General features: G+C 62.9%; 23 protein-coding genes. 8 read left to right on the top strand and 15 right to left on the bottom strand.

What is annotated here, in order from left to right:
• Positions 1-3 precede the first annotated feature (3 nt).
• The 7 genes from JLC71_RS15130 (at position 4) to JLC71_RS15100 (ending at position 5373) form a co-directional block, all read left to right on the top strand.
• The gene (locus JLC71_RS15130) at positions 4-759 is read left to right on the top strand and encodes a Nif3-like dinuclear metal center hexameric protein (protein ID WP_200916424.1); all 756 of its coding nucleotides are present in this window, start codon (positions 4-6) and stop codon (positions 757-759) included.
• The gene (locus tag JLC71_RS15125) at positions 756-1217 is read left to right on the top strand and encodes a hypothetical protein (RefSeq protein ID WP_200916422.1); all 462 of its coding nucleotides are present in this window, start codon (positions 756-758) and stop codon (positions 1215-1217) included. The genes JLC71_RS15130 and JLC71_RS15125 overlap by 4 nt, the downstream gene beginning before the upstream one ends.
• A 122-nt stretch (positions 1218-1339) precedes the next feature.
• The gene (petA, locus tag JLC71_RS15120) at positions 1340-1924 is read left to right on the top strand and encodes a ubiquinol-cytochrome c reductase iron-sulfur subunit (RefSeq protein WP_200916420.1); all 585 of its coding nucleotides are present in this window, start codon (positions 1340-1342) and stop codon (positions 1922-1924) included.
• 19 nt (positions 1925-1943) lie between these two features.
• Entirely contained in the window at positions 1944-3296 is a 1353-nt protein-coding gene (locus JLC71_RS15115; RefSeq protein ID WP_200916418.1) for a cytochrome b, read from the top strand.
• A gap of 17 nt (positions 3297-3313) precedes the next feature.
• Positions 3314-4090 (top strand): cytochrome c1, encoded by a 777-nt coding sequence (locus JLC71_RS15110; RefSeq protein WP_200916416.1) that lies wholly within the window; start codon positions 3314-3316, stop codon positions 4088-4090.
• 156 nt (positions 4091-4246) lie between these two features.
• Positions 4247-4852: a glutathione S-transferase N-terminal domain-containing protein gene (locus JLC71_RS15105; RefSeq protein WP_200916415.1), complete on the top strand. Its 606-nt coding sequence runs from the start codon at positions 4247-4249 to the stop codon at positions 4850-4852.
• Positions 4853-4932: 80 nt separating this feature from the next.
• Positions 4933-5373: a ClpXP protease specificity-enhancing factor gene (locus JLC71_RS15100; protein ID WP_200916413.1), complete on the top strand. Its 441-nt coding sequence runs from the start codon at positions 4933-4935 to the stop codon at positions 5371-5373.
• A 55-nt stretch (positions 5374-5428) separates the two neighbouring features.
• Here JLC71_RS15100 and JLC71_RS15095 read toward each other — a convergent pair whose 3' ends face one another.
• From JLC71_RS15095 to purM, 4 genes are all read right to left on the bottom strand, one after another.
• Positions 5429-6703: an RsmB/NOP family class I SAM-dependent RNA methyltransferase gene (locus JLC71_RS15095; RefSeq protein ID WP_200916411.1), complete on the bottom strand. Its 1275-nt coding sequence runs from the start codon at positions 6701-6703 to the stop codon at positions 5429-5431.
• Between the two features lie 105 nt (positions 6704-6808).
• The gene (locus JLC71_RS15090) at positions 6809-8026 is read right to left on the bottom strand and encodes a DUF3108 domain-containing protein (protein WP_200916409.1); all 1218 of its coding nucleotides are present in this window, start codon (positions 8024-8026) and stop codon (positions 6809-6811) included.
• 7 nt (positions 8027-8033) lie between these two features.
• Entirely contained in the window at positions 8034-8630 is a 597-nt protein-coding gene (gene purN, locus JLC71_RS15085; protein ID WP_200916407.1) for a phosphoribosylglycinamide formyltransferase, read from the bottom strand.
• Positions 8631-8705: 75 nt separating this feature from the next.
• Positions 8706-9743, bottom strand: coding sequence for a phosphoribosylformylglycinamidine cyclo-ligase (gene purM, locus JLC71_RS15080; RefSeq protein WP_200916405.1), 1038 nt, complete (start codon positions 9741-9743; stop codon positions 8706-8708).
• 226 nt (positions 9744-9969) lie between these two features.
• Here purM and hda point away from each other — a divergent pair, with 226 nt between their 5' ends.
• Positions 9970-10644, top strand: coding sequence for a DnaA regulatory inactivator Hda (gene hda, locus JLC71_RS15075; RefSeq protein WP_200916403.1), 675 nt, complete (start codon positions 9970-9972; stop codon positions 10642-10644).
• A gap of 76 nt (positions 10645-10720) precedes the next feature.
• On the opposite strand, the gene JLC71_RS15070 is transcribed toward hda, so the two are convergent.
• The 11 genes from JLC71_RS15070 to JLC71_RS15020 form a co-directional block, all read right to left on the bottom strand.
• Positions 10721-11347, bottom strand: coding sequence for a type II secretion system protein (locus JLC71_RS15070; protein WP_200916401.1), 627 nt, complete (start codon positions 11345-11347; stop codon positions 10721-10723).
• Positions 11348-11472: 125 nt separating this feature from the next.
• Positions 11473-12180, bottom strand: coding sequence for a type II secretion system protein (locus tag JLC71_RS15065; protein WP_200916399.1), 708 nt, complete (start codon positions 12178-12180; stop codon positions 11473-11475).
• On the bottom strand, positions 12149-13552 hold the full coding sequence (locus tag JLC71_RS15060) for a hypothetical protein (protein WP_200916397.1): 1404 nt from the start codon (positions 13550-13552) through the stop codon (positions 12149-12151). The genes JLC71_RS15065 and JLC71_RS15060 overlap by 32 nt, the downstream gene beginning before the upstream one ends.
• Before the next feature lie 22 nt (positions 13553-13574).
• Positions 13575-13865, bottom strand: coding sequence for a hypothetical protein (locus tag JLC71_RS15055; protein WP_200916395.1), 291 nt, complete (start codon positions 13863-13865; stop codon positions 13575-13577).
• A complete protein-coding gene (locus JLC71_RS15050) occupies positions 13862-14446 on the bottom strand; it encodes a hypothetical protein (RefSeq protein ID WP_200916393.1) in 585 nt (194 codons plus the stop codon). Before JLC71_RS15050 ends, JLC71_RS15055 begins: the two co-directional genes overlap by 4 nt.
• Positions 14443-16008 (bottom strand): hypothetical protein, encoded by a 1566-nt coding sequence (locus tag JLC71_RS15045; protein WP_200916391.1) that lies wholly within the window; start codon positions 16006-16008, stop codon positions 14443-14445. The genes JLC71_RS15050 and JLC71_RS15045 overlap by 4 nt, the downstream gene beginning before the upstream one ends.
• Positions 16008-17204 (bottom strand): type II secretion system F family protein, encoded by a 1197-nt coding sequence (locus tag JLC71_RS15040; protein ID WP_200916389.1) that lies wholly within the window; start codon positions 17202-17204, stop codon positions 16008-16010. Before JLC71_RS15040 ends, JLC71_RS15045 begins: the two co-directional genes overlap by 1 nt.
• Complete coding sequence (locus tag JLC71_RS15035; protein ID WP_200916387.1) at positions 17205-18917, bottom strand: GspE/PulE family protein; 1713 nt, start codon at positions 18915-18917, stop codon at positions 17205-17207.
• On the bottom strand, positions 18914-20149 hold the full coding sequence (locus JLC71_RS15030) for a tetratricopeptide repeat protein (RefSeq protein ID WP_200916385.1): 1236 nt from the start codon (positions 20147-20149) through the stop codon (positions 18914-18916). The genes JLC71_RS15035 and JLC71_RS15030 overlap by 4 nt, the downstream gene beginning before the upstream one ends.
• A complete protein-coding gene (locus JLC71_RS15025) occupies positions 20146-21996 on the bottom strand; it encodes a type II secretion system protein GspD (protein ID WP_200916383.1) in 1851 nt (616 codons plus the stop codon). Before JLC71_RS15025 ends, JLC71_RS15030 begins: the two co-directional genes overlap by 4 nt.
• Positions 21989-22858, bottom strand: coding sequence for an ExeA family protein (locus JLC71_RS15020; protein ID WP_200916380.1), 870 nt, complete (start codon positions 22856-22858; stop codon positions 21989-21991). The genes JLC71_RS15025 and JLC71_RS15020 overlap by 8 nt, the downstream gene beginning before the upstream one ends.
• Between the last annotated feature and the right edge of the window lie 65 nt (positions 22859-22923).

The following is a 22923-nucleotide window of genomic DNA, read 5'->3' as shown; positions in this document are numbered from 1 at the left end:
AGAATGACGTTGATCGCAAGATTCGAATTGGAAAATTATATCGGACAACTGCTCTCGGTTGACCGCTTCCGAGACTATTGTCCAAACGGCGTGCAAATCGAGGGCCGCGAAACCATCGTCAAACTGGCTACGGCGGTCACCGCCAGTCAGGCGGCAGTGGATGCCGCAGTCGCGATCGGTGCCGATGCACTGCTGGTGCATCACGGCTATTTCTGGAAGAGCGAAGCCGCAGCGATTCGCGGCACCAAGAAGGCGCGCATCGCCGCGCTGATCAAGGCCGATGTCAATCTGTTCGCCTACCATCTGCCGCTCGACGCCCACCCCGAGCTCGGCAATAACGCCCAGCTAGGCGAACGGCTTGGCCTGACCGCCACTGGCCGCTTCGGCGATCAAGAGCTAGGCTGGATCGGCGAGCTAGCCGAACCGGCCACGCTGGCCGACTTTGCCCGCCGCATCGCTACCGCACTCGATCGCGAACCGCTAGTGATCGGCGACGCAGCCAGACCGATCCGGCGGGTGGCATGGTGCACCGGTGGCGCGCAGGGCTATTTCCACGAGGCCGTGAATCTCGGCATCGATGCCTTCCTCACCGGCGAAGCCTCGGAATTCGTTACCCACCTCGCCCGCGAAACCGGCGTCGCCTTCATCGCCGCAGGCCATCATGCGACCGAACGTTACGGCGTGCGCGCACTTGGGGAACATTTGGCCAGACAGTTCGGTCTGGAACTTATTCATCTCGACATCGAGAATCCGGTATGAACATGCGACGCCTTGCCCTGCTTGCCGCCAGCCTGTTGCTCGCAGCCTGTGCCAGCACACCTCTCCAAGATCCGGCCACCGGCACCGTACCAACGCCCGCCCCGACAATGCCGCAACAAGGCAGCACAGCGCCTAGTGTGCTGATCGACGGCCGCACGCCGCAGGCCATTCTTGATGACGTGGTCGCCTATCGCACCCAGAAAGGCATGCGGGTACTGGCACGCACGGCGAACCGGGTGGAATTCAAGCAAGCGGTGCCGCGTGCCAAGGTACCCACCGAAGCGCGGATGCGCTACGAGCTGACGCCATCGGGCAAAAGCTGGAAGTTGTCCGCCCGGGTCTTCCAGGTCAGCTACCCCGGCACCACTCGCGAAGCACTCAGCGAGATCACCCCGGCCGTCGCCGCACAACTGGCCGACGAGCTCCCCCGCTATCTCCGCGCCGGATCGAGTCACTAAAACCCGCACCGCCCCTGCATGCCCAGTTGCCTGCGCAGACCGCGTGGGCAGCTTCCTGTTCCCCCATTGGTCGGGTAGAATTCACGGGTTTAGGTATTAGTTCCAGACATCAGGGATTGGGTATGAGTGACCAGCAAGTCGATAACAGCAAACGGCGCTTCCTGCTGATTGCCACCAGCGTCGCCGGCGCCGGGGCGGTTGCGGGCATTGCGACACCGTTCATCGCGAGCTTCCTGCCATCCGAGCGCGCCAAGGCAGCAGGCGCACCGGTCGAGGTGGATATCAGCAAGCTTGAATTGGGCCAGCAGATCAACGTCGAATGGCGTGGCAATCCGGTCTGGGTGCTCAAACGCACGCCGGAGATGCTTGCCAATCTGCCCAAGCTCAATCCGCAACTGCTCGATCCGAAATCGGAAACGAGCGAGCAACCGGACAACTGCAAGAACGAGGCGCGCTCGATCAAACCCGAGATTCTCGTTGCCGTCGGCGTCTGTACGCATCTGGGCTGCTCGCCCACCTTCCGCCCGGACCTCGGCCCGGCCGATCTCGGTGGCGACTGGCTCGGCGGCTACTATTGCCCCTGTCACGGCTCCAAATACGATCTTGCAGGTCGCGTCTATTCCGGCGTTCCGGCCCCGAAGAACCTCATCATTCCGCCCTACAAGTACCTGTCCGACGCGCGGATCATGATCGGCGACGACAAGTAAGGCACTGGAGACCTGAGGCATGAGCAAAGCACAAGAAATCGGACAAAACGTCCTGAACTGGGTCGACGAGCGTTTCCCGCTCACCTCGACCTGGAAGGCGCACGTATCAGAGTACTACGCGCCGAAAAACTTCAACTTCTGGTACTTCTTCGGTTCACTGGCCATGTTGGTGCTGGTGATCCAGATTGTCACCGGCATCTTCCTGACCATGAACTACAAGCCGGACGGCAGCCTGATTCCAGGCACCAACGTCTCGGTGGCGTTCAACTCGGTTGAATACATCATGCGCGACGTTGCGGGTGGCTGGATCATCCGCTACATGCACTCGACCGGCGCATCGATGTTTTTCGTCGTCGTCTACCTGCACATGTTCCGCGGGCTGATCTATGGCTCGTACCAGAAGCCGCGCGAGCTGGTCTGGGTGTTCGGCACACTGATCTTCCTGTGCCTGATGGCCGAAGCCTTCCTTGGTTATCTGCTGCCTTGGGGTCAGATGTCGTTCTGGGGTGCACAGGTAATCGTCAACCTGTTCGCCTCCTTGCCGATCATTGGCCCGGATCTGTCGACGCTGATTCGTGGCGACTTCGTGGTTTCCGATGTCACGCTGAACCGCTTCTTCGCGCTGCATGTGATTGCCGTGCCGCTGGTGTTGCTGGCGCTGGTCGTCGCTCACCTCGTGGCCCTGCACGAAGTCGGCTCGAACAATCCGGACGGCATCGAGATCAAGAAGCTCAAGGATCCGAAAACCAAGATTCCGCTCGATGGCATCCCCTTCCACCCGTACTACACGGTGAAGGACATCTTCGGCGTTGCGGTCTTCCTCGCGGTATTCACCGTCATCGTGTTCTTCTATCCGAACATGTTCGGCTACTTCCTCGAAGACAATAACTTCATCCCGGCCGATCCGATGAAGACGCCGCCGCACATTGCGCCGGTCTGGTACTTCACGCCGTTCTACGCCATCCTGCGCGCGATCCCGTCCTTCCTCGGCACCCAGGTGTGGGGCGTACTGGCCATGGGCGCGGCGGTGGTGGTGATTGCCTTCCTGCCATGGCTCGACCGCAGCCCGGTCAAGTCGATCCGCTATCGTCCGGCCTTCTTCAAGTGGATTCTGGCGGTTTTCCTGGTCGCGTTCTTCGGCCTTGGCATCCTCGGCGCGTTGCCGCCGGATGGCCCGCGCACCGTCCTGTCGCAAGTGTTCTCGGTGATCTACTTCGCGTTCTTCCTCGGCATGCCGTTCTATACCCGTCTCGGTACGCCGCTGCCGGTTCCGGAGCGCGTGACCGATACCAATGGCCGCCGCCAGATGATCTTCGGCATCCTGATGCTGGTGACCTTCCTGGGTGCTGCCATCTTCGCGAAACTGGTTTGATTGAGGACGCCCACCAAATGACCAAGCATTTCCGTCGTTTCCTGGCCGCCGTGGCACTCCTCGTCCCGGTTGCCACTTTTGCCAGCGAAGCTGGCGTCCACCTGGACAAAGCCCCGGTCAACCTGCGTGACGTTGAAAGCCTGCAGCGCGGCGCGCAGACCTTCGCCAACTACTGCTTGTCGTGTCATGGCGCCATCAACATGCGCTACAACCGGCTGCAGGATATCGGCCTGACCGAAGAGCAGATCAAAGCCAATCTGATGTTCGCGGCCGACAAGGTCGGCGATCCGATGAAGGTGGCGATGCAGGCCAATGATGCCAAGGCATGGTTCGGCTCCACCCCGCCCGATCTGTCGCTGATCGCCCGTTCGCGCGGCGCCGATTGGCTGTATACCTATCTGCGCGGCTTCTACCGTGACGATTCGCGTCCGACCGGCTGGAACAACACCGCCTTCGACAAGGTCGGCATGCCGCACGTACTGTGGGAGCTGCAAGGCATCCAGGAGCCGGTCTACAAGACGGTGAAAGGCCATGACGGCAAGGAAGAGAAGGTGCTCGAAGGGCTGAAGCTGGCGAAGCCGGGCCTGTTGACCCGGATCGGCGAAAACAATCAGTACGATCAGCACGAGTTCGACAAGCGCGTCGGCGATCTGGTCAGCTACCTTGTTTATATGGGCGAGCCGGCACAGGTGAAGCGTCAGCAGATCGGTTACGGCGTCCTGCTGTTCCTGCTGTTCATCCTGATCCCGATGACCTATTTGCTGAAGAAGGAATACTGGCGCGATATCCACTAAGCATCGCCTGCCAGCACAAAAAAGCGCCTTCGGGCGCTTTTTTCATTTCCACGAATTACTCATAAAATTCAATCAGTTAACCCATTACCCCTAGCTTATCAAGGGCGAAATCGCTACACTCGGCGCCATCGTATCAACCCTAGGAATCCCGACGCCATGATGAAGCTTTACTCCGGTACCTCGTGCCCGTTCAGCCACCGTTGCCGCATTGTCCTGTTTGAAAAAGGCATGGACTTCGAGATTCTCGATGTCGACACGCACAGCATGCCGGAAGACCTGGCCGTGATGAACCCGTACAACGAAGTGCCGGTTCTGATCGAACGCGATTTGACCCTGTACGAGTCGAACATCATCAATGAATACATTGACGAGCGCTTCCCGCACCCGCAGCTGATGCCAGCCGATCCGGTCATGCGTGCCCGCGCCCGACTGATGCTGTTCAACTTCGAACGCGAACTCTTCGTGCACATAAAGACGCTGGAAGACAGTGCCTCGAACAAGAAGACGCTGGAAGCCGCACGTATTGCCATCCGCGACAGCCTGACCCAGATTGCACCGCTGTTTGCCAAGCAAAAGCACATGCTCGGCGAAGAGTTCTCGATGCTCGACGTTGCCATTGCGCCGTTGCTGTGGCGTCTGGAGCATTACGGCATCGAAATGACCAAGCCGCTGGTGCCTATCCTGAAGTACGCCGAGCGCCTGTTCAGCCGCCAAGCCTTCATCGACTCGCTGACGCCGAACGAAAAGGCGATGCGCAAGTAATTCGTGCTCTGGCCGGTGGCTTGTACGCCAACGGCCGGAATACGAAACCTTGAGCAGCGATTTTACCGAGGACGTTGGCCATGCAATCCGTTTCGACCAAGCCCTACCTGATTCGTGCGATCCACGAGTGGTGTTCCGATCACGACTTCACCCCCTATCTCGTCGTTGCCGTACGCGGCAAGATGCAGGTGCCGATGGAATACGTGAAGAACGCCGAGATCGTGCTCAACATCAGCTACAACGCCACGCGCAACCTGAATCTGGGTAACGACTACATCAGCTTTTCGGCGCGCTTCAACGGCGTTTCGCGCGATATCACCATCCCGGTTGGCGCGGTGGTGTCGATCTTTTCGCGTGAAAACGGCGAAGGCATGGGCTTTGAGTACGAAGGCCCGACCGACGGCGAGCAGGAAGATGCACCGGAAAGCGCGCCGGTTGCCGCCAAGGACGACGACAACGAACCGCCACCCTCGCGCCCCAGTGGCGGTGGCGGCCGTCCGGCGCTACGCGTGGTCAAGTAACGACGCGATATCGGCACAATAAAAAAGCCCGCTTGATGCGGGCTTTTTTATTGGCTTACTCGGCCGCAGCGTTTGGCGCTCGCTGCATTACCGCGGCAAAGAAGCCATCGGTGCCATGCTGCATCGGCGACATCTGCAGACACTCGCCATCGAGGGCAATCTCGACCCGCTCCTTGGCCAGCAGCTCACGGACATCAAGCAGTACGAATTCCGGGTGTGCGGCGAGGAAGTCATCGACGATTTTGCGGTTTTCGCACGGCAGGAAGCTGCAGGTGGCGTAGACCAGCCGGCCGCCGACCTTCACCAGCCGCGAGGCCGAAGCCAGGATATTGGCTTGTTTGATGTTCAGTTCGGCGACGCTTTGTGCGCTCTGCCGATACTTCAGGTCCGGATTGCGGCGCAGCGTTCCCAGGCCCGAGCACGGCGCGTCGACCAGCACTGCGTCCATCTTGCCGGCCAGGCGTTTGACCTTGGTATCGTTCTCGGAAGTCAGCAGCTGCGGGCGCACATTCGACAAACCCGAGCGCGCCAGACGCGGCTTGAGGTTGGAAAGGCGCTTTTCGGAAATATCAAAGGCATACAGCGAACCCAGCGATTGCATCATCGCGCCGATCGCCAGTGTCTTGCCACCGGCACCAGCGCAGAAATCGGCAATCATCTGGCCGCGCTTGGCACCGGTCAGCAGCGCCAACAACTGGCTGCCTTCGTCCTGCACTTCGAACGCGCCTTCCTTGAACAGCGTGAGCTTCGAGAGCCCCGGCTTGCCGGTCACGCGCAGACCCCAAGGCGAGTACGGCGTTGGCACCGACTCGATACCCTGGGCCGTCAATTCGGCCTGTATCGGTTCGCGCTTCATTTTCAGCGTATTGGCGCGCAGATCGAGCGGTGCCGATTGCATCATGGTGCGGCCGATTTCAAGAGTGCCGGCTTCATCGAAACCGTCGGCAAGCATGGCTTCGGCGATCCATTCCGGCAGCCCGGCACGCACCGCCAGCGGCGCATCCTCCCAGCGCACGGCCTTGTATTCTTTGGCCTGCTCCATCCGGCGGGTATCAAAGATCTCCGTCAGTTCCTTGAGGTTGCGTTTTTCTACCGCGGCCCAGTAGGCGACCATCCAGTCGATCACACCGGCCTTTTCGCCGCAGACCCACTTCAGCCGTGGCAGATGGCGCAGCAGGCCGAAGACGGTTTCGGCGATCTCGGTACGATCGCGCGCGCCAAGCTTGGGGTGATCACGGAAGTAGCGCGACAAACACACGTCGGCCGGCGCGGTAAACGGCAGCACGGTGTGCAGCACGTCGAGAATGGCATCAAATTGGGTTTTGTTCATATCAGCGTTGTACCGGCGAATAGGGATTCGCACCAGAGTTGGTCGGGGCGACCGGCCCGATGGCCGAGTCGCCGTTGATCGGAATAAGGGGCACCGCGCTCAGCATCAACGCAACTGCGGCGAATTTCGGTTCGCCCCGTTCGTCGATGACAGCGGTTTAAGTACTTGCTCGCCATTGATGGTGATGGCATTGGCGAGAATGTCGAAATTATTGCCTTCCTTGCCCAGCGTCAGCCGGATGCGCACCGGCATGTTGTTCCACTGTGGCGCCAGCCAGAAATCGAAGCTGCGATCCTCGAAATTACCGTGCAACAGGATGGTGTCGATCTTCTGGTCACCGAGCCGCAGCGTGGTTTCGCCGCGAATCTCGAAATTGACCTGCGGGTAGACCTTGCGGCCGCTGACCATCGCAAAGGTGAAGTTTTTCATCTTGGCGCCTTGCAGCGCAAACTGGAAGGCGGCCGAAAACAGATCCTGATCGCCCGGACTCAGGTCTTCGGTTTTCAGATTGCCCTTGTCGTTCAGCGTCACGGTCTTGGCATCCCAATCGAAGTTCGCCTCGTTCAGGAGCTTGTCGTCCTTGTGGTCCGAGAAATGCAGCGGCACCACTCCCTGCTTGCCGACCTTGCCTTGGCTCTGGATCACCCGGGTTCGACCGAACAGCGAACCGGCCAGCTTGAGCTGGTACTCACCATGATCGACCTGCCAGGTCATTCTGACCGGGAAGACACCGTAAACATAGGTAATTTCAACCGCGCGCGGAAATGCCTTGGCCTGTTGCTTGCTAAGGCCTGCCGGCGCACTGGCGTGCGCCACACGGCTGGCCTCGGCCGGCATCGCCCCCGGCCGCCTGTCCATGCCGGCGGTGACCGGGGCATTCTCCGGGGCGCTGGCTGGCGCGCTGGCCCCGCCACTGCTCGCCGCGGCACTGGCATCGACAGCCGCCAAGGCGACCGGTGCAGCGCTCGCCGCACTGGCGACGACCTTGGCCGGGTTCGGCTTGGGCTTGCGGGGGGCCGGCTTGGGCGCGGGTGACGGACGAGGCGGTTCGGGCGGCGCGGGCGGTATCAGTTCGGCCAGTGGCCGCAGGTAGACGACCTGTTTGTCGGCCGGCTTGACCCCGGCCAGCCCGGCGGGCTGCTGCGCCTCGTCATCGATATCCTGCGCGACGAGCTTTTTCGTTGCCTTGCGCAGCGGCGTATCGTCACCGCGCGGCTGCGCGACCCAGGCATAAGCCAGCTCGCCAAAGATGCCCGACAGGTGCAGCAATAGCGAGAGGATCAGCGCGCACGCAAGCAATCGGCGACCGAAGCGCAAGGTCATGGGCTTGTCAGCCTTGGCGCAGCACGCGCCGGCCGGTCATGATCAACCGGTCAGCAACAAAGTCGGCGACCGCTTGCGGATACAACCGGTGCTCTTCCACCAGCGTTCGCGCCGCCAGCGTCGCTGCGGTGTCACCGTCGTGCACCGGCACCACGGCCTGCGCGATGATCGGGCCGTTATCGAGTTCGGCGGTGACGAAATGCACGGTGCAGCCGGCGAACTTCACGCCTTCGGCAATCGCCCGTTCGTGCGTATGCAGACCGGTGAACGCCGGCAAGAGCGAGGGATGGATATTCATCAGCCGGTTGGCATAGCGGTTGACGAACACCGGCGTGAGGATGCGCATAAAGCCGGCCAGCACCACCAGATCGGGCGCGTAGCCGTCGATCAGCGTCACCAGCGCGGCATCGAAAGCCTCGCGGCCGTCGAACTCTTTATGGTTCAGTGACGCGGTGGCAATGCCGCGCTCGCGCGCCCATGTCAGGCCCTCGGCATCGGCCTTGTTGGAAATCACCGCGGCAATGCGCGCGCCGGGAATCTGCGCGTCGACAATGGCCTGCATATTGGAGCCGCGGCCGGAAATCAGGATGACAATGTTTTTCATAGTTCTACGAACGCGCCCGCTTCAATAACAAAGGGCGAGGTGTCGCCACCTCGCCCCGTTTGCCGGCAGCCCGGATCAGGCCACCTGGGTCTGGTGCTCGTCACCGTTACGCGGACGTATCGTACCCAGCGTGTAAACGGTTTCGCCCTCGGCTTCGAGCAGCGCCTTGGCGGCTGCCGCATCGCCGGCCGCAACGATCACGGCCATGCCGACGCCACAGTTGAACGTCTTGTACATTTCCTGCGCCTCGACGTTGCCTTCCTTCTGCAGCCACTGGAACAGCTTGGGCAGGGTCCAGCTCTTGGCGTCGATTTGCGCGACCACATTGCTCGGCAGCACGCGCGGCACGTTCTCGGTGATGCCGCCGCCGGTGATGTGGGCCATGCCTTTGACCGTCAGCGCCTCGATGAGCTTCAGGATCGGCTTCACGTAAATACGCGTCGGTGCGATCACCACGTCGGCCAGGCTCTTGCCGCCGTCGAACTCGGCGGCATAATCGGCTTCGGTCAAATGCAGAATCTTGCGCACCAGCGAGTAACCGTTCGAGTGTGCGCCGTTCGACGCCAAACCCAGCACCACGTCGCCGGCAACGATGTCATCGCCGGTGATGATCTTGGATTTTTCGACTACGCCGACGGCAAAGCCGGCCAGATCGTATTCGCCGACCGGATACATGCCCGGCATTTCGGCGGTTTCACCGCCGATCAATGCGCAACCCGACAACTCGCAACCGTGAGCGATGCCACGGATCACTTCGGTGGCGGTATCGACGTCGAGCTTGCCGCAGGCGAAGTAATCGAGGAAGAACAGCGGCTCGGCGCCCTGCACCAGAATATCGTTGACGCTCATCGCGACCAGATCCTGGCCGACGGTGTCATGACGGTTCAATTCAAACGCAAGCTTGAGCTTGGTGCCAACGCCATCGGTACCGGAAACCAGTACCGGCTCCTTGAACTTCTTGGAGATTTCGATCAGACCACCGAAACCGCCGATGCCGGACAACACTTCCGGACGCATCGTGCGTTTGGCAAACGGCTTGATGTTTTCGACCAACTGATCGCCAGCGTCGATATCGACACCCGCGTCGCGGTAGCTCAGGCTTTGGGAACTCATGACGGCCTCGTGAAAGAATTCGGGTTCTGCAGCGCGCCAACTCAGGTAAAATGACGGCAAGCTGCTGAAAACGCGGTAGTTTACCGCATCCTGCAATGAAACGCCTGCCCGCCCGCCGGCGCAACGCGACACCGGCCTCGCCGATCGCGCTTTGCGCCCACATCCAGACTACCCTGCACGCTGCCGACAAGGCTGCGCGCTTTCGTGCGTCTGGTGCCGCTTGCCAATGAAACAACTCGTTCTCGACCTCATGCTCCCGCAACCGGCGGGCTTTGCCGGCTTCATCCCCGGCGAGAATGCCGAGCTGCTGTTCATGCTGGGCGAATGGCTGAGCGGTAGCGATGACGTTCGCTTCCTCTACCTATGGGGTGGAAGCGGCGTGGGCAAAAGTCATCTGCTTGCCGCCGCCAGAGATCGCCTCGATGGCGCGACCTACGTTGATGCCAAGCTCGAGCCGCTGCCGGACGAAATCGCCGCCGACACCGCGCTGATCGTCGACAACGTCGATGCACTCGATGACGAGCAGCAGATCCGCCTTTTCGACCACTACAACACCGTGCGTGAAGGCAGCGGCCGCTTGCTGGCTGCCGGCCCGCTGCCACCAATGCTGCTGACGCTGCGCGACGACCTGACCACCCGGCTGGGCTGGGGGCTGGTGTATCAGCTCAAGGGTTTGTCCGACCGCGACAAGGCTGCGGCCCTGCAGCAGCAGGCGCACCAGCTCGGTTTCGAGCTTTCCGACGAGGCCTGCGACTACCTCTTGCACCACGCCAGCCGCAATCTTGCCGACCTGCAGACGCTGATCGCCCGCGCCAACCGCTACGCGCTGTCGCTGCGGCGACCAGTGACGCTGCCGCTGCTGCGCGAGGTGCTGGGCGGCGCAGATGCTGCACCGGACTGAACCAGGGCGGTACCCCATTGCCGCTCGATCGAGAGCAAAAACCCGCCTGATGGCGGGTTTTTGTTTTGCATATCGCCTAAGGCAACAAGCGGATGCTCATCGCAACCTGGCCACTCTTGCTCCAGCAGTCCTCGCCAGCCTGATAGGTACCGACAGTCATACCGGCGGCCACGTTGCTGCGGATATTGCCAGAGGTTGGATTGGCGTCGTCGTATTGCGTATCAAGCGAGCACACGTAACGGATATCGGTCGCCGTTGAGGCTGCACCGACAGCAGCAGTGCCAGAAACCAGGTAGGTCACCGTATTAATCCGACCATTAATGGCATCAGTGGCAACGTTCCATTGTGTCCCGAACGGGCTGGTGCGTTCCGCAGTGGTGAGAATGCCGGTGCCGATCAGCAGCGACCAGAACGACGAGGTCTCATTCGCATTGTCGATCAGTCCGTTTCGAGCACCGCCACACTGCGACAACAGCGCCGCATTCGCCACGACACAACCGTCACCAGGATAACGCTGGTAACGCTCGAAAAAAATATTCACCGCAGCCTGAATCTTGTTGGTGCTCGCCTGCGCGCTCTTGACCCGCGCACCGTCGATCAAGTCCCGGCCCTTGAATGCCAGCCCCAGAATCAGCCCGACAATCACCAGCACGATGGCCAGTTCAACCAGGGTAAAACCACCCTGCTTTGGTGTGTGCTTCATTTGTGTTTCTCCGTTGTTGAATCATTATTTTTTATTCGTTGGATCAAGATTTCAGGGGCATTGTTCTTGGGCTCACCTCCTGAGTCGCTTCATTGCCAGCACGGCAGAAATAGGCCCGTGATCGATCACGGCAACCGCCCTGCCAGCAACATCCGGCTGAGCAGCGTTGCAGGAGGCAGCCAATCGGTCAGGTCGTCGTACACGGCCACGCCGTCAGCGCCATCCACGCGTTCACGACTGACAAACTCGCGATCGTTATCGGCATTTTCGGCCTCGTCGCCCACGCCCCCGGCCTGCAAGGGTCCGGGGCCGTAACTGCCGTGCGAGACCACCACCGCCACGACATTTCGGGCGAGATCCTGCCCCGCAACGGCTGCAGAAAAAATGTTGATATCGCCCAGTGAACACATGGCAAACGACACCCCTGCCGGTGGCGAGTTGCCACCACACCCACCAAAGCTCTTGCCATCGGTATTGGCATAAAAATCAGTCACCCGGTAGCTGAATGGCCGACCAAAGGCATCGGTTTGACCAAGGCCCAGAGCTACCCACGGCAGCAACCCTTGAAAGCGATTACATACATCGCCAGAGCGATCTTCCACCCCGATGGCTGCACCGGTTGCAGCCGGATCCGCCGGGCACGGCAAATGGCCTTCACGAACAGCAAACCCCAGCAATGCTTCGCGAATCTCGGCAAGCTCGCTGCGGGTGTCGCGCACGCGCTGCGCCTCACCCATGACGCGGGCCGCCTGCAGCGCTCCGGCGAGCAGCATGCCGACGATGACCAACACTACCGCCAGCTCAATGAGCGTGAATCCAGCTTGTCGCGCCATTATTTCTCACTAATAGATAAAGCCTGTCGTTACCGGCAGGCAGCGTGTACTCATCGGGATGCACGGGCGGCGTGTCCCAGCCGCGCTGGTTCCGCTCCGGGTCAAGACCGGAAACGGGATCAAGGTAATTGGCAAGGTTTTGCTTTTCGGTCGCATTGCTACGCCGTTGCGGCGACAGCAGGTCATCGCGCGCCGGGCCGGCACTGAACAGCACGGCCAGTACCGTTGTGTCAGCCGGCAAGGTCGCGTCCTCAACCTTCAGTGCCGCCGCGCACCCGGCTGGCGCAGCGTGAATGGCATCGCCGCCCACGGCATAGAAGAACTGTTGCTCCCAGCGATTGCGATACAGCCAGTAGTAGCTCCGCAAGCGCGCCAGCCAATCCGCGGGACTGGTGCCAAGTGGGCGGTAAGCGACCTTTTCCTGGAGTTCATTCGTCAGCGCAATCGACTTGGGCAATCGTCCCCGGCAGCGTGCTGCATCCGGTATACAGCCGTTCGCCGTCGCATTGCCGCCGGTTTCGGTGCAGCCCGGGCTGGCCGGATCGGCGGGGTTCGGCCAGCGATTGCCGCCCTTGCGCTCGGCCCACAGTGCCAAGAGCTGCTGGTACTCAAACGCCGCCCGCCGCGCGACCGGCGCAAGCAGCTCACTACGCCGGATCGTCAACACACGGTCGTTGAGTAGCGCGTTGCCATTGGTATCCCGCAGCGGGCCATCAAGAAAACGAGCGAGGGCAAGGTCGCGGTTAGAGAATTTCCCCTGCGTGGTCGTTGCCGCTTCGAGATAATTTGCCGCACTGCGTTGCTGCGCGACATTGCCGCGCAACTGCCCCCTCAACGGGGTTCCCGGTGCGATCACCACCGCAACCACGGGATCGTGACGAGCAGAAATGGCCGCTCGACCCGCATCGGCCCACGCCGTAAACCAGGGCTTGCCGCCTTCGGGGATAAAGTCATCGTTCAGCGGCGCATCGTCGATGTCCGAGAGGCCGCTCACCAGCGCGTACCAGAGTGGCTCGCCACTGCCATCACGCAAGGCCGGCTGGCTCATCGTTGCCGATGGCAAACGGCCCAGACGCCGCGCATCCGAAACACCATCGCACGCGGATACGCGAGCCAGGCCAGCGAAACCGGCATCGGCGCTTCCCGGTACATTCAGATCCGGGCACGGCAGCGAACCTGGGCGGTTGTCATTATTCGCGCCGCCCACGCCCGTCGGCTGACGACTCAATGCCGTGGCAATCAGTTGTTGTTTCGCATCGGCCAGCGCCCGGCTGGTGACCGCATCGCGATTGGCGTTATTGAATCGAAACGCCCGCGCGCTCAAGGCCGTGATCATCACGATCAAGGCCAGTAAAAAAATGCCGAGCGCCATACCGCGCTGTGCCGACGGCACCCTAGCGGCCGTCCGGCTCGTAAGCATCACGCACCACGCCCCCCACCCGGCGCTGCCCCGGCTTGAGCCCGGCCGGCGCAGTCCGGCGGTGCACGCCGTCCACCCAGCGCGACACGCCGTGCGCGCTGCGTACTTCGCCATCGAAGCGCGCCGATACGCCCGAGGCCTGCTGTTGCGCCGGCCCGAGCGCCCCGCTGCGTTCGGACTGCGAGGTAAACAGCGTGCCCCAGCCGTCGTCGGCATGGGCCATCGCAGCGCCCAAAAACAGCAGCAAGCAACGCAGCGTGTTCATTCGGCAACCTCGGCACGATCAATGCTCAGCCATTCATAACTGCAATCGACGCTTAAAGCGGCGACGTCCTTGTTTGGCGAACGGGCAATCTGGCAAGCGCCCTCGGCGGCCCAGCCGGGCAACCGGCGCAAGCCGGCGTTAAAGCTGGACCAGCCGGTCTCGTCGCTCGCGGTAAAACGAACATCCAGCTTGCTGGCAAACAGCTGCAAACCGTTCTGGGCATCCACACCGGGCAAGGCCCGGCGCGCGCCGATCTGGTAACTCAGCCCCGGCCTGCGGCTCGCCTCGGCGTTCAGGTACTCGACCCATTCAAGCCGATGCTCGACACCGATGGCGCCACGCCGGCGCAGCAGCGCGTACTCGTGCTGGTAATTGCCCAGATGCTCAAGCTGCGCGCGCGCATCGTCCACCTGGTTTTGCATCGTCACCAGTTGGCTGAGCGCTTGATTGAACTTCAACTGCGCCGCATCCCGATGCCGCCACGTGGCATAGCAAAGGGCAAGGCCAGCCCCCAAGCCCAGTAGCAGCACCAGCAAGGCCTTACTCAGCAAAGGCCAATCCTGACGGGCGGGCAATCTCATTGATCTGCTCCGGCACGCTGGGTCAGCTTCAGCACAAAGCGCTGCGCCAAGGCATCTTCGGCCGGCGCATCGGCCTGGCTCTGGATCGTCGCTTGCGGGCGGATATCGAGCGGCAGCTTGACCACCTCAACCACCATGCCTCGCTCGATACGCAAGCGCGCGGCCAGCGCCTCGACTTGGGCCAGAGCCTGACGCGCATCCACCGGTGGCAATACATGCCCCGAGAGCGACACGGTTTGCGTCCATACGGCCACGGTGCCGCCAACCGGCGCAGCGTCCTCGGATGGCGGTGCCACCGGTGGGGCTACCTCCCAAGCCAACGCATCAATCCGGATCGCCGGGAAGCTCGCAATAATGCGGCTGAATCCGCGCGCACTGGCTTCGGCGCTGGGCCACGACGCCATCCCGGCGCGGTACAGCGTATCGACCGCGCGCAATGCCACGGGGTCTCCGACATCGCGCTTGACCAGCTCCGCCGCCACCCGCTGCGACTCCCGCTGCAGGGTCGTCAATTTGCTTTGCTGGGTCGCAGTGCGCTCATCCAGCGCATTTGCCGCCAGCCAGATCGAGAGCGACCAGAACGCCGCAGCAGCAAATCCCATCGCGCCCAGGCAGCGCAAGACCAGACCGGTGCGCCGGACCGTTTCGAAGCGGCACACCTCGGCCGAAGCATAATGTGCCGCCAGCAAACGGCGCCCGAGTGTGCCGGCCAGCAGCCCCAATAGATCACCCGTTTCCGCCTGCCCCAGTGCCCGGCTCGTTTCGTTCAGCGGCAAGGATGAAACCTGGGCGGTTTCTCCCATATCGATCAGCCGCTGCTGCAATTGCGCCGCCAGCGCTTGCACGCGCGCATCGCCATCAAGCAGCAAGACCGTCACCTGACTAGCGTGCGACAACAGCCGCTCACTCGCCAGATACTGCAAGGTCAGACGAACTTCGTCGGCCAGCACCGGCGCGACCGTCTCGGCGCTCAGGGACACGAAGCAGGTCTGTCCTTGGCTGACGCGGGCAAAACGCAGCCCATCTGGCGTCAACCATGCCTGCTGGATACCCGCGTCGACCAAGGGCGACAGCAGCAAGGTCGGCCCCTGCACCAGCGCCAAACGCGCCAGCATGCCGGCCAGCAAGCCCGATGCCGCGTGGATGCCGGCAATCGCACAGCCCGCCTCGAGCAGGGTTTTGACCACGGCATCGATCTGATCGCGTTGCGTCAGCGCCGACAGCACCAAGGTGCCATCACCCAGCACCCGGGCGCGCCGATACGGCGTGCCGCGCCAGGCTTGCTCCAGCCGGCGCTGAATCAGTAGCTGCCGGTCTCGTCCGCGCACCGGCGGCAAGGTATCGGACTTGAATTCCTCGTCGCCGCCCAGCACCAGCAGACGGAAGCGCCGGTACGGATTGTGGCGGCAGTAAGCAGCAAAATCGGCCAGACCCGCCGGATCGAGCGCGAACTGCGCATCGGCACGCCACGGCAAGTGGCTCAAAGGCCCCACCGATAGCCCCCGCTGCGCCAGAACAATCAAGCCGTCACGGGCCTGCCCGGTCAAGAAACGCCACGCCATCAGCGCATCCTGCCGACAGTATCGAAAATCGGCCCCAGCACCGCCGACATGATCCACAGCAGCAAGAGGCCGAGCACCACGGTCATGGTCGGCTCGACCAGGCCCTGGATGCGCGAAATCGATTCGCGCACATCACGGTGAAAAAAGTAGGCGACGTTGCGCATGCCGGTATCGATGCCGCCGGTCTGCTCGCCGATCTTGACCATGCGCTGCACCAGCGGTGGAAAAAGCTGCTCGCGCTCGAAGCTCGCGGCGATGCCGACACCTTCGCGAATCAGCCCGCGTACCCGCGCCAGCGCTGCGGCAATGGCCCGGTTGCCGACGATGCCTTCGCAAATCGCCAGCGCATCCAGAATCGGAATCCCCGCCGCGTAGAGCAGGCCGAACTGGTCGGCGAAGCGCGCCAGCGACAGTTTCTTCAAGGTCGGGCCGATGAAGGGGGCATTCAGTTTGAGCGCATCGAGCCGTTCGGCCATCGCCGCGTCGCGTCGCGCCCACGCCGGCAAGGCCACGATGGCCAGCACTGGCAACAGCATCAGCAACCAGCCGTACTCGACCACCGCGTGTGACACGCCGATCAGCAAGCGGGTATTGAACGACAAGGTCTGGTTCATCGAGCGCATGAACTCGACCATCTGCGGCACCAGATAGCTCATCAGAAACGCGATCACCGCCAGCACCACCACGCTGACGAACAGCGGATACGCCATGACCTTCTTGGCCTGCGCCGCCAGTTCGTCCTGCCATTTGAGCGATTCGGCCAGATTCGCCAGCACCACCGCCAGCTTGCCGCTGGCCTCGCCGGCGCGAACCAGATTGACGAACAGCGGGTTGAACACACGCGGGTGCATCGCCAGCGCCTGCGAGAACAGCTTGCCGCCCTCGATGTCTTCGATCATTTGCGCGATCACCAATCGGAAGCGCGGATGTTCGCTGCTGTCGCGCAGGTCGATCAGCCCGTCGATCAGCGGCACGCCGGCCTGGCTCATCTGCTCAAGATGAAAACAGAAGGTCACCAGTTCACGCCGGCCGATGCGCCGCGCCGCCAGTCCGTGCAGCTCGCGCGCCGGGCGGGCGCGGATCAGCGACAGCGCCAGCCGCTTGAGCCGCAGCTCCAGATCGGCCGTATTGGCGGCATCCATCGTGCCCTGACGAATGCGGCCATCGGCATCGACGGCGCGGTAACGGAACTGCATCTAGCTCACCGCGCGCGCGGTCATGTCGACGACGCGGGAGATTTCTTCGAGCGTGGTCAGCCCGTCGCGCACCCGCCGGCAGGCATCCTCGATCAGCGGCACGAAGCCGGTCGCCACCGCGGCAGCGCGGATCTCGCGCAGGGTCGCGTGGCGGGCGATCAGCTCGTCGAGTTCATCGTTGAACTTGAGGATTTCCATCACCGACATCCGGCCGCGATAGCCCTGATGCTCGCAATGGGCGCAACCGGCGGCGCGGTACAGCGTCACCGGCCCGGCCTCATCGCTCAGACCAAGCAGCTTCAGCTCGAACGCGTCGGCGACATAGGGCTCGCGGCAATGGCGGCAGAGCTTGCGCACCAGGCGCTGCGCGACGATGCCGATCAGGTTGCCGGCAATGATGTCGGGCAGTACGCCGATATCCAGCAGCCGTGGCACCGCACCGATCGCCGAGTTGGTATGCAGCGTTGAATACACCTGATGGCCGGTCATCGCGGCGCGGAAGGCCATTTCGGCGGTATCCCGGTCGCGGATTTCGCCGACGAGGATCACGTCCGGATCCTGACGCATCATCGAGCGGATACCGTCGGCAAAATCCATTTTCACCGCCTCGTTCACCGAGGTCTGCCGGATCAGCGGCAAGGGATACTCGACCGGGTCTTCGAGCGTCATGATATTGATCGCCTCGGAACTGATATGACTCAGCACCGAGTACAGCGTGGTGGTCTTGCCGCTGCCGGTCGGCCCGGTCACGAGGATCAGCCCTTCGGGGCGGGCGATCATCAGCTGCAGTAGCTGCAAATTGGCGTCGGTCAGGCCGAGCGCATCGAGCGCGACCAGGCCCTTGTGACGGTCGAGAATCCGCAAGACGACGTTCTCGCCCCAGGTGGTCGGCTGGCTGGCGACGCGAAAATCCAGCGGCCGCCCGGCCAGCGTCAGCGAAATGCGCCCGTCCTGCGGTGCGCGCGTTTCGGCCAGATTCATCCGCGCCATCACCTTGAGCCGCACCACCATCGCCGGCCAGTAGGTCCGGTGCAGCGCGCGGATCTGCCGCAACACGCCGTCGATGCGGTAGCGGATGCGCACGAAGCTCTGCTCGGGCTCGAAATGGATGTCCGATGCGCCGCGCGATACCGCGTCGGCCAGCAGCGCGTCGATCAGCCGCACCACCGGCTGGTTGTATTCGGCGTCCTGCAGCTGCAGGCTGGCCTCGTCGATCTCGCCGGTTTCGATTTCGTGCAGGATGCCGTCGATCGACAGCTCGAAACCGTAGCACTGGTCGATGGCGTGATTCAGCTGCGATGCGGCCGCCAACTGCGGCACGATGGTGTAGCGGTTTTGCAGCGACAGCCGCAACTGATCGAGCGCGACCAGATTGTTCGGCTGCACCATCGCCACCGTCAGCGTCGCCGCATCCGGATCGAGCGCGATCGGCAACAACATCAGCCGCTTGGCGAAATCCTTGCCGATCAGGCGCACCGCCTGCGGGTCGGCAATGGTGTGCGCCAGATCGACGCTGTCCTGTCCCAGGGTTTCCGACAGTGCATCGCGCAGGATCGCCTCGGACAAAAAGCCGAGCTGCACCAGCGTCTGGCCGAGCGGCTTGCCGCCCCGACGTTGCTCGATCAGCGCGATGCGCAGCTGGTCGTCGCTGATCAGCCCCTTGCCGACCAGTTGTTCGCCCAGCGGTAGCCGGCGCGGCAGCGGCGCGTTCATTGCGGCTCCGTCAGCGCGGCGAGCCGCGCCTTGGCCAATTGCGCGTCAAATCGTGCCGAGCGGCCACCGGCCAGGCTCAGCGCACGGCGGTAATAGTCGGCGGCCAGCTGTGGCTGCTGCAGCCGATCAAGGCTGACCGCAAGGTTGTAGGCGTAATCGGCCGAGCTCGGTTCCTGCGAGAAGGCCTGAAAGTACGCCGCCTGCGCCTCGGGCCAGCGCCCCTCAAACGACAGGCGGTTGCCGAGTACGAAGGCCGCGTCGGCATCGCCGCCGTCGGCCTGCTGCTTGAGCCTGGCGCTCTGCCGTTCGCCACCGCCCTGCTGCAGCGCAGCGAGGCCGGCCTGCGCGGCCGCGTCGTCCGGGTACAGCTGGCTCAGGCGGCGATAGACGTCGATCGCCCCCGCGCTTTTGCCTTGCTGCGCCAATGCGGCGGCGAGGCCGAGCAAGGCGTCACGCGAGCGGGGGTCTTGCTGCAAGGCGCGGCGGTACTGTGCCTCGGCATCGCCCCAGCGACCGGACTGGTAGGCCTCGAAGCCGGCTTCGATCGCCGCCGGCACGCGCTCGGTGGCCTCGCTACGGCGCACTTCGACCCGCGCCGGCGCAACCGCCGGTACTTGCATCTCGATGCGCTCTGGGGCGGGCGGTGACGGCGGCGCAAGCGGTGCGCTCGCCACGGCCGCTGCCGGAACGGCGGGTTCGATCAAGGCCATCGGCGCCGCTGCGGCGACAGCAACGCCAGCCTCCGGCTGTGCGGCGATCAGCGGCTGCGTGGGTGCGACCGGCCGATCAAACATGAGCATGGCGATGCCGGCGGCAACGGCCACCAGTACCGCAAGCAGCAACAGGATCAGCGAACTGGGCCGCCATCCACGCGCCGGAACCTTGGCGGCGAAAACCTGCTTGGCCAAGGCCGGCGACGGCGCCACCGTTCTGGCCATCGCAGGCGTCAGTGCAGCAGCGTGGATCGGCTCCGATCTGAACGTCGAGACCGGCTCCGGAACTGCTTCCGCGGCCGGTTGCGGCAGCGCCTCGGGCACGACGGCATCAAGCGCTTCGGCCGCCAGCGACGGCGCCGGCATCTCGGCCATCGCGGGCTCATCCGCCTCCAGCGCCAGCGTCATCGTCGGCGCTTGCAGATGCGTCGCTTGCTCCGGCTGCGCCAACCCGGCAGTACCGATCGGCTGGCGCTTTTGCGCGTCGGCGCGCTTGAGCGCCTGCAACAACAGGCTCATCGCGGTGCCTTGCCCGGCAAGGCCGTCAGGCCGCCCTGAAACGCGGATAGATCCTGATCCTGCGGCTTATCAAAGAAATCCTGCCCAGGCAGATAGTCCTTGAAGCCGGAAAAATCGCCATCGACGCTGGCGTTCTTCACCACCATCGGCCGCAGGAAGATCACCAGTTCGATCTTCCTGACCTTGTCGTCGCGATAGCTGAACAGATCGCCGGCGACCGGGATGCGCGATACACCGGGGATCCCGGAGCGATTGGCGTCGAGCGAATCCTGGATCAAGCCGCCGAGCACGGCGATCTGACCACTGGGCACTTTCAGCGTCGAATCGAACTCGCGCACCTGCAATACCGGCACCAGGCTCTGCAGGCTGACCTTGGCCTGCGCCGCCAGCAAGGCGACCGCCGGGTCGGCGACAAAGCCGCTGATATTGGTGATCGTCGGCCGCACATTCAGCGCGATCGTGTTGTCCTCGGCGATCTGCGGCGTCACCTGCATCACCAGCCCCACCGGCACGGTGTTGAGCGTGCTGGTCAGATTGGTCACGGTCTGGCTGTCGTTCTGGTTGGTCTGCTGGGTGATGGTGAAGTAGACCTGCTCCTCGACCACCTTCATCAGCGCCGTCTGGTTATTGAGAGCGATGATCTTCGGGCTCGACAGCACGCGGGTGCGGCCGAACTGCTCGAGCATCTTCACGGTCATGTCGAAACCGTGGTTCGGATTGCTGTACGACACCGCGGTGAATGGCGCCTGCGCCAGCGCCGCGCCGATGTTCTGCACTGCGAAGTTGACGCCGTTGGTCGCCACGCGGCTCCAGTCGACGCCGGCCTGATACTCGTTCGACAGCGCCACTTCGACGATGGTCGCCTCGATCAGCACCTGCCGTGAAGCGCTGGCCTGCACCGCCGCGAGCATCTCGCCCACGCGCAGTTGATCCTTGTGCGAGGCCCGCACGGTGATCATGCCGGTTTCCGGGTGCACGATGACCTGATTGGCGACGACAGGCGCGGCCACCGCCTGCGGCGCGGGCTGGGCCATTCTGGCCAGTAGCGCGGTGGTTTCGGCCTGCGCCTTGCCGGTCTGGGCGAGCGTTTTTTCGATCTGGGCCAGTTGCTGCGCGAGCTGCGGCGTCGGTGAGGATGTCGCCACCTGCGCCACCGCCTGCTGCGCCAGGCTTGGCGTCGCCGCGCCTGAGTCGGTGATCCCGAGCAAGACCTTCAGATTGCTTTCCAGTCGGCGCCAGAACTGATGCTCGGACGCCATTTCCAGCTGCGTACTCGAGGTATTGCCACCCTCCCCCGAAGCCGATGACGATGTGGTCGCCCCGCTACTACTGGTCGTACTGTTGCCCCCCACGCTCGACACCGAGTTGAGGATGCTCACCGCCGATTTCACATTGCGCGACACATTCATATAGTCGAGCGCATAGGTTTTCAGATACGGCGTATCCGGCATCACCGCCAGCACGCCGTGCTCCAGCGTCCAGCGGATATCGGCCTGGCGCGACACCCGATCCATGATCTGCGACAGCGTCTGGTTGATCGCGTTCAGCGTGATCACGCCGCTGACACCCGGGTGCACATCGACGTTGATCCTGGCATCTCGCCCCAGCGCAAACAGCAGCTCGGCCAGCGGCAACTTGTGCACGACCACGCTATAGGTCTCGGTTTTCGCCGCCGCCCGCGGCTTGGGTAGCGGAGGCAGGCCGCTGATGGTCGGCGGTATCGCCACCGGTGCGCTGGCCGGCGCGGACAAATGCCGCGAAGCCGCCACCGATAAGCCGGCGTTGCCGGCACAGCCCGATAGCAGCGCACCCAGCGAGATCAAAAACCAACACTTCACATCAAGCATGACGGCGCCAAAAGAAGGGAAAAGCGCCAAAGAAGCGGCGTGGAGACCACATCGCCCGGCGGTAACCGCAGTCGGCGACGGCAGCGCGGGCGTGTCGGCCGGTGACCGCGTGGGCGCCATCGGCGAAAGCCGCCAGCAGCGCCTTGTCGGCAAGAATATTGGCACGCCGCACCAGACCATCGGCAGCGCCGGCGATCTGCTTCAGCGCGGCGCCAGAAAAGGGCTGGGGGCCACGATAACCGGCCGCGCGCAGGCGAAACTCCAGATAGGCCGACAACTCATCGCGGCGTAGCGGCTGTAATGCAAAAGCGTGAGTAATCCGCTCGAACAGCTGTCTTAATTCGTAACTTTCGAGTCGGGTATCGAGTTCTGGCTGGCCGAACAACACGATCTGCAGCAGCTTGTCGTGGCCGTGATCGAGATTGGACAGCAGCCTTATCGTTTCCAGCCCCAGCACCGGCATTGCATGCGCCTCGTCAACGACCACCACGACGCGCCGGCCACGGCCAAACCGCTCGATCAGCGCCAGCTGCAGGGACTGAACACGCGCATTGCTGCGGCCATGCTCAAGCGGCAGCCCCAATTCGGATGCGATCGCATCGAGGATTTCGTCACGTTCGAGCAGCGGATGCGGAATAAAAACCAGATCGACCTCGCCGGCCAATTGCTCCAGCAACATCCGGCACAGCATGGTTTTGCCGCTACCGACTTCGCCGACGACCTTGACCAAGCCCTCGCCATGCAGAACGGCATAAACCAGCGCCGCCAACACCTCGCCCCGACGCCCGCCACCGAAGAAAAACGCCGGATGCGGCGTGATCCGGAACGGCGGGGCATTGAGCCCGAAATGCTGCAAGTACATATCGATTGGTAATATTCACGAAATATTGTCAGCCAGATACTACCATGCAGCAAGCACACGGAATA

This window comes from Jeongeupia sp. HS-3 (assembly GCF_015140455.1).
Classification (GTDB): Bacteria; Pseudomonadota; Gammaproteobacteria; order Burkholderiales; family Chitinibacteraceae; genus Jeongeupia.
Note: the sequence above shows the minus strand (reverse complement) of the source record. Positions and strands in the feature narration are given on the sequence as shown.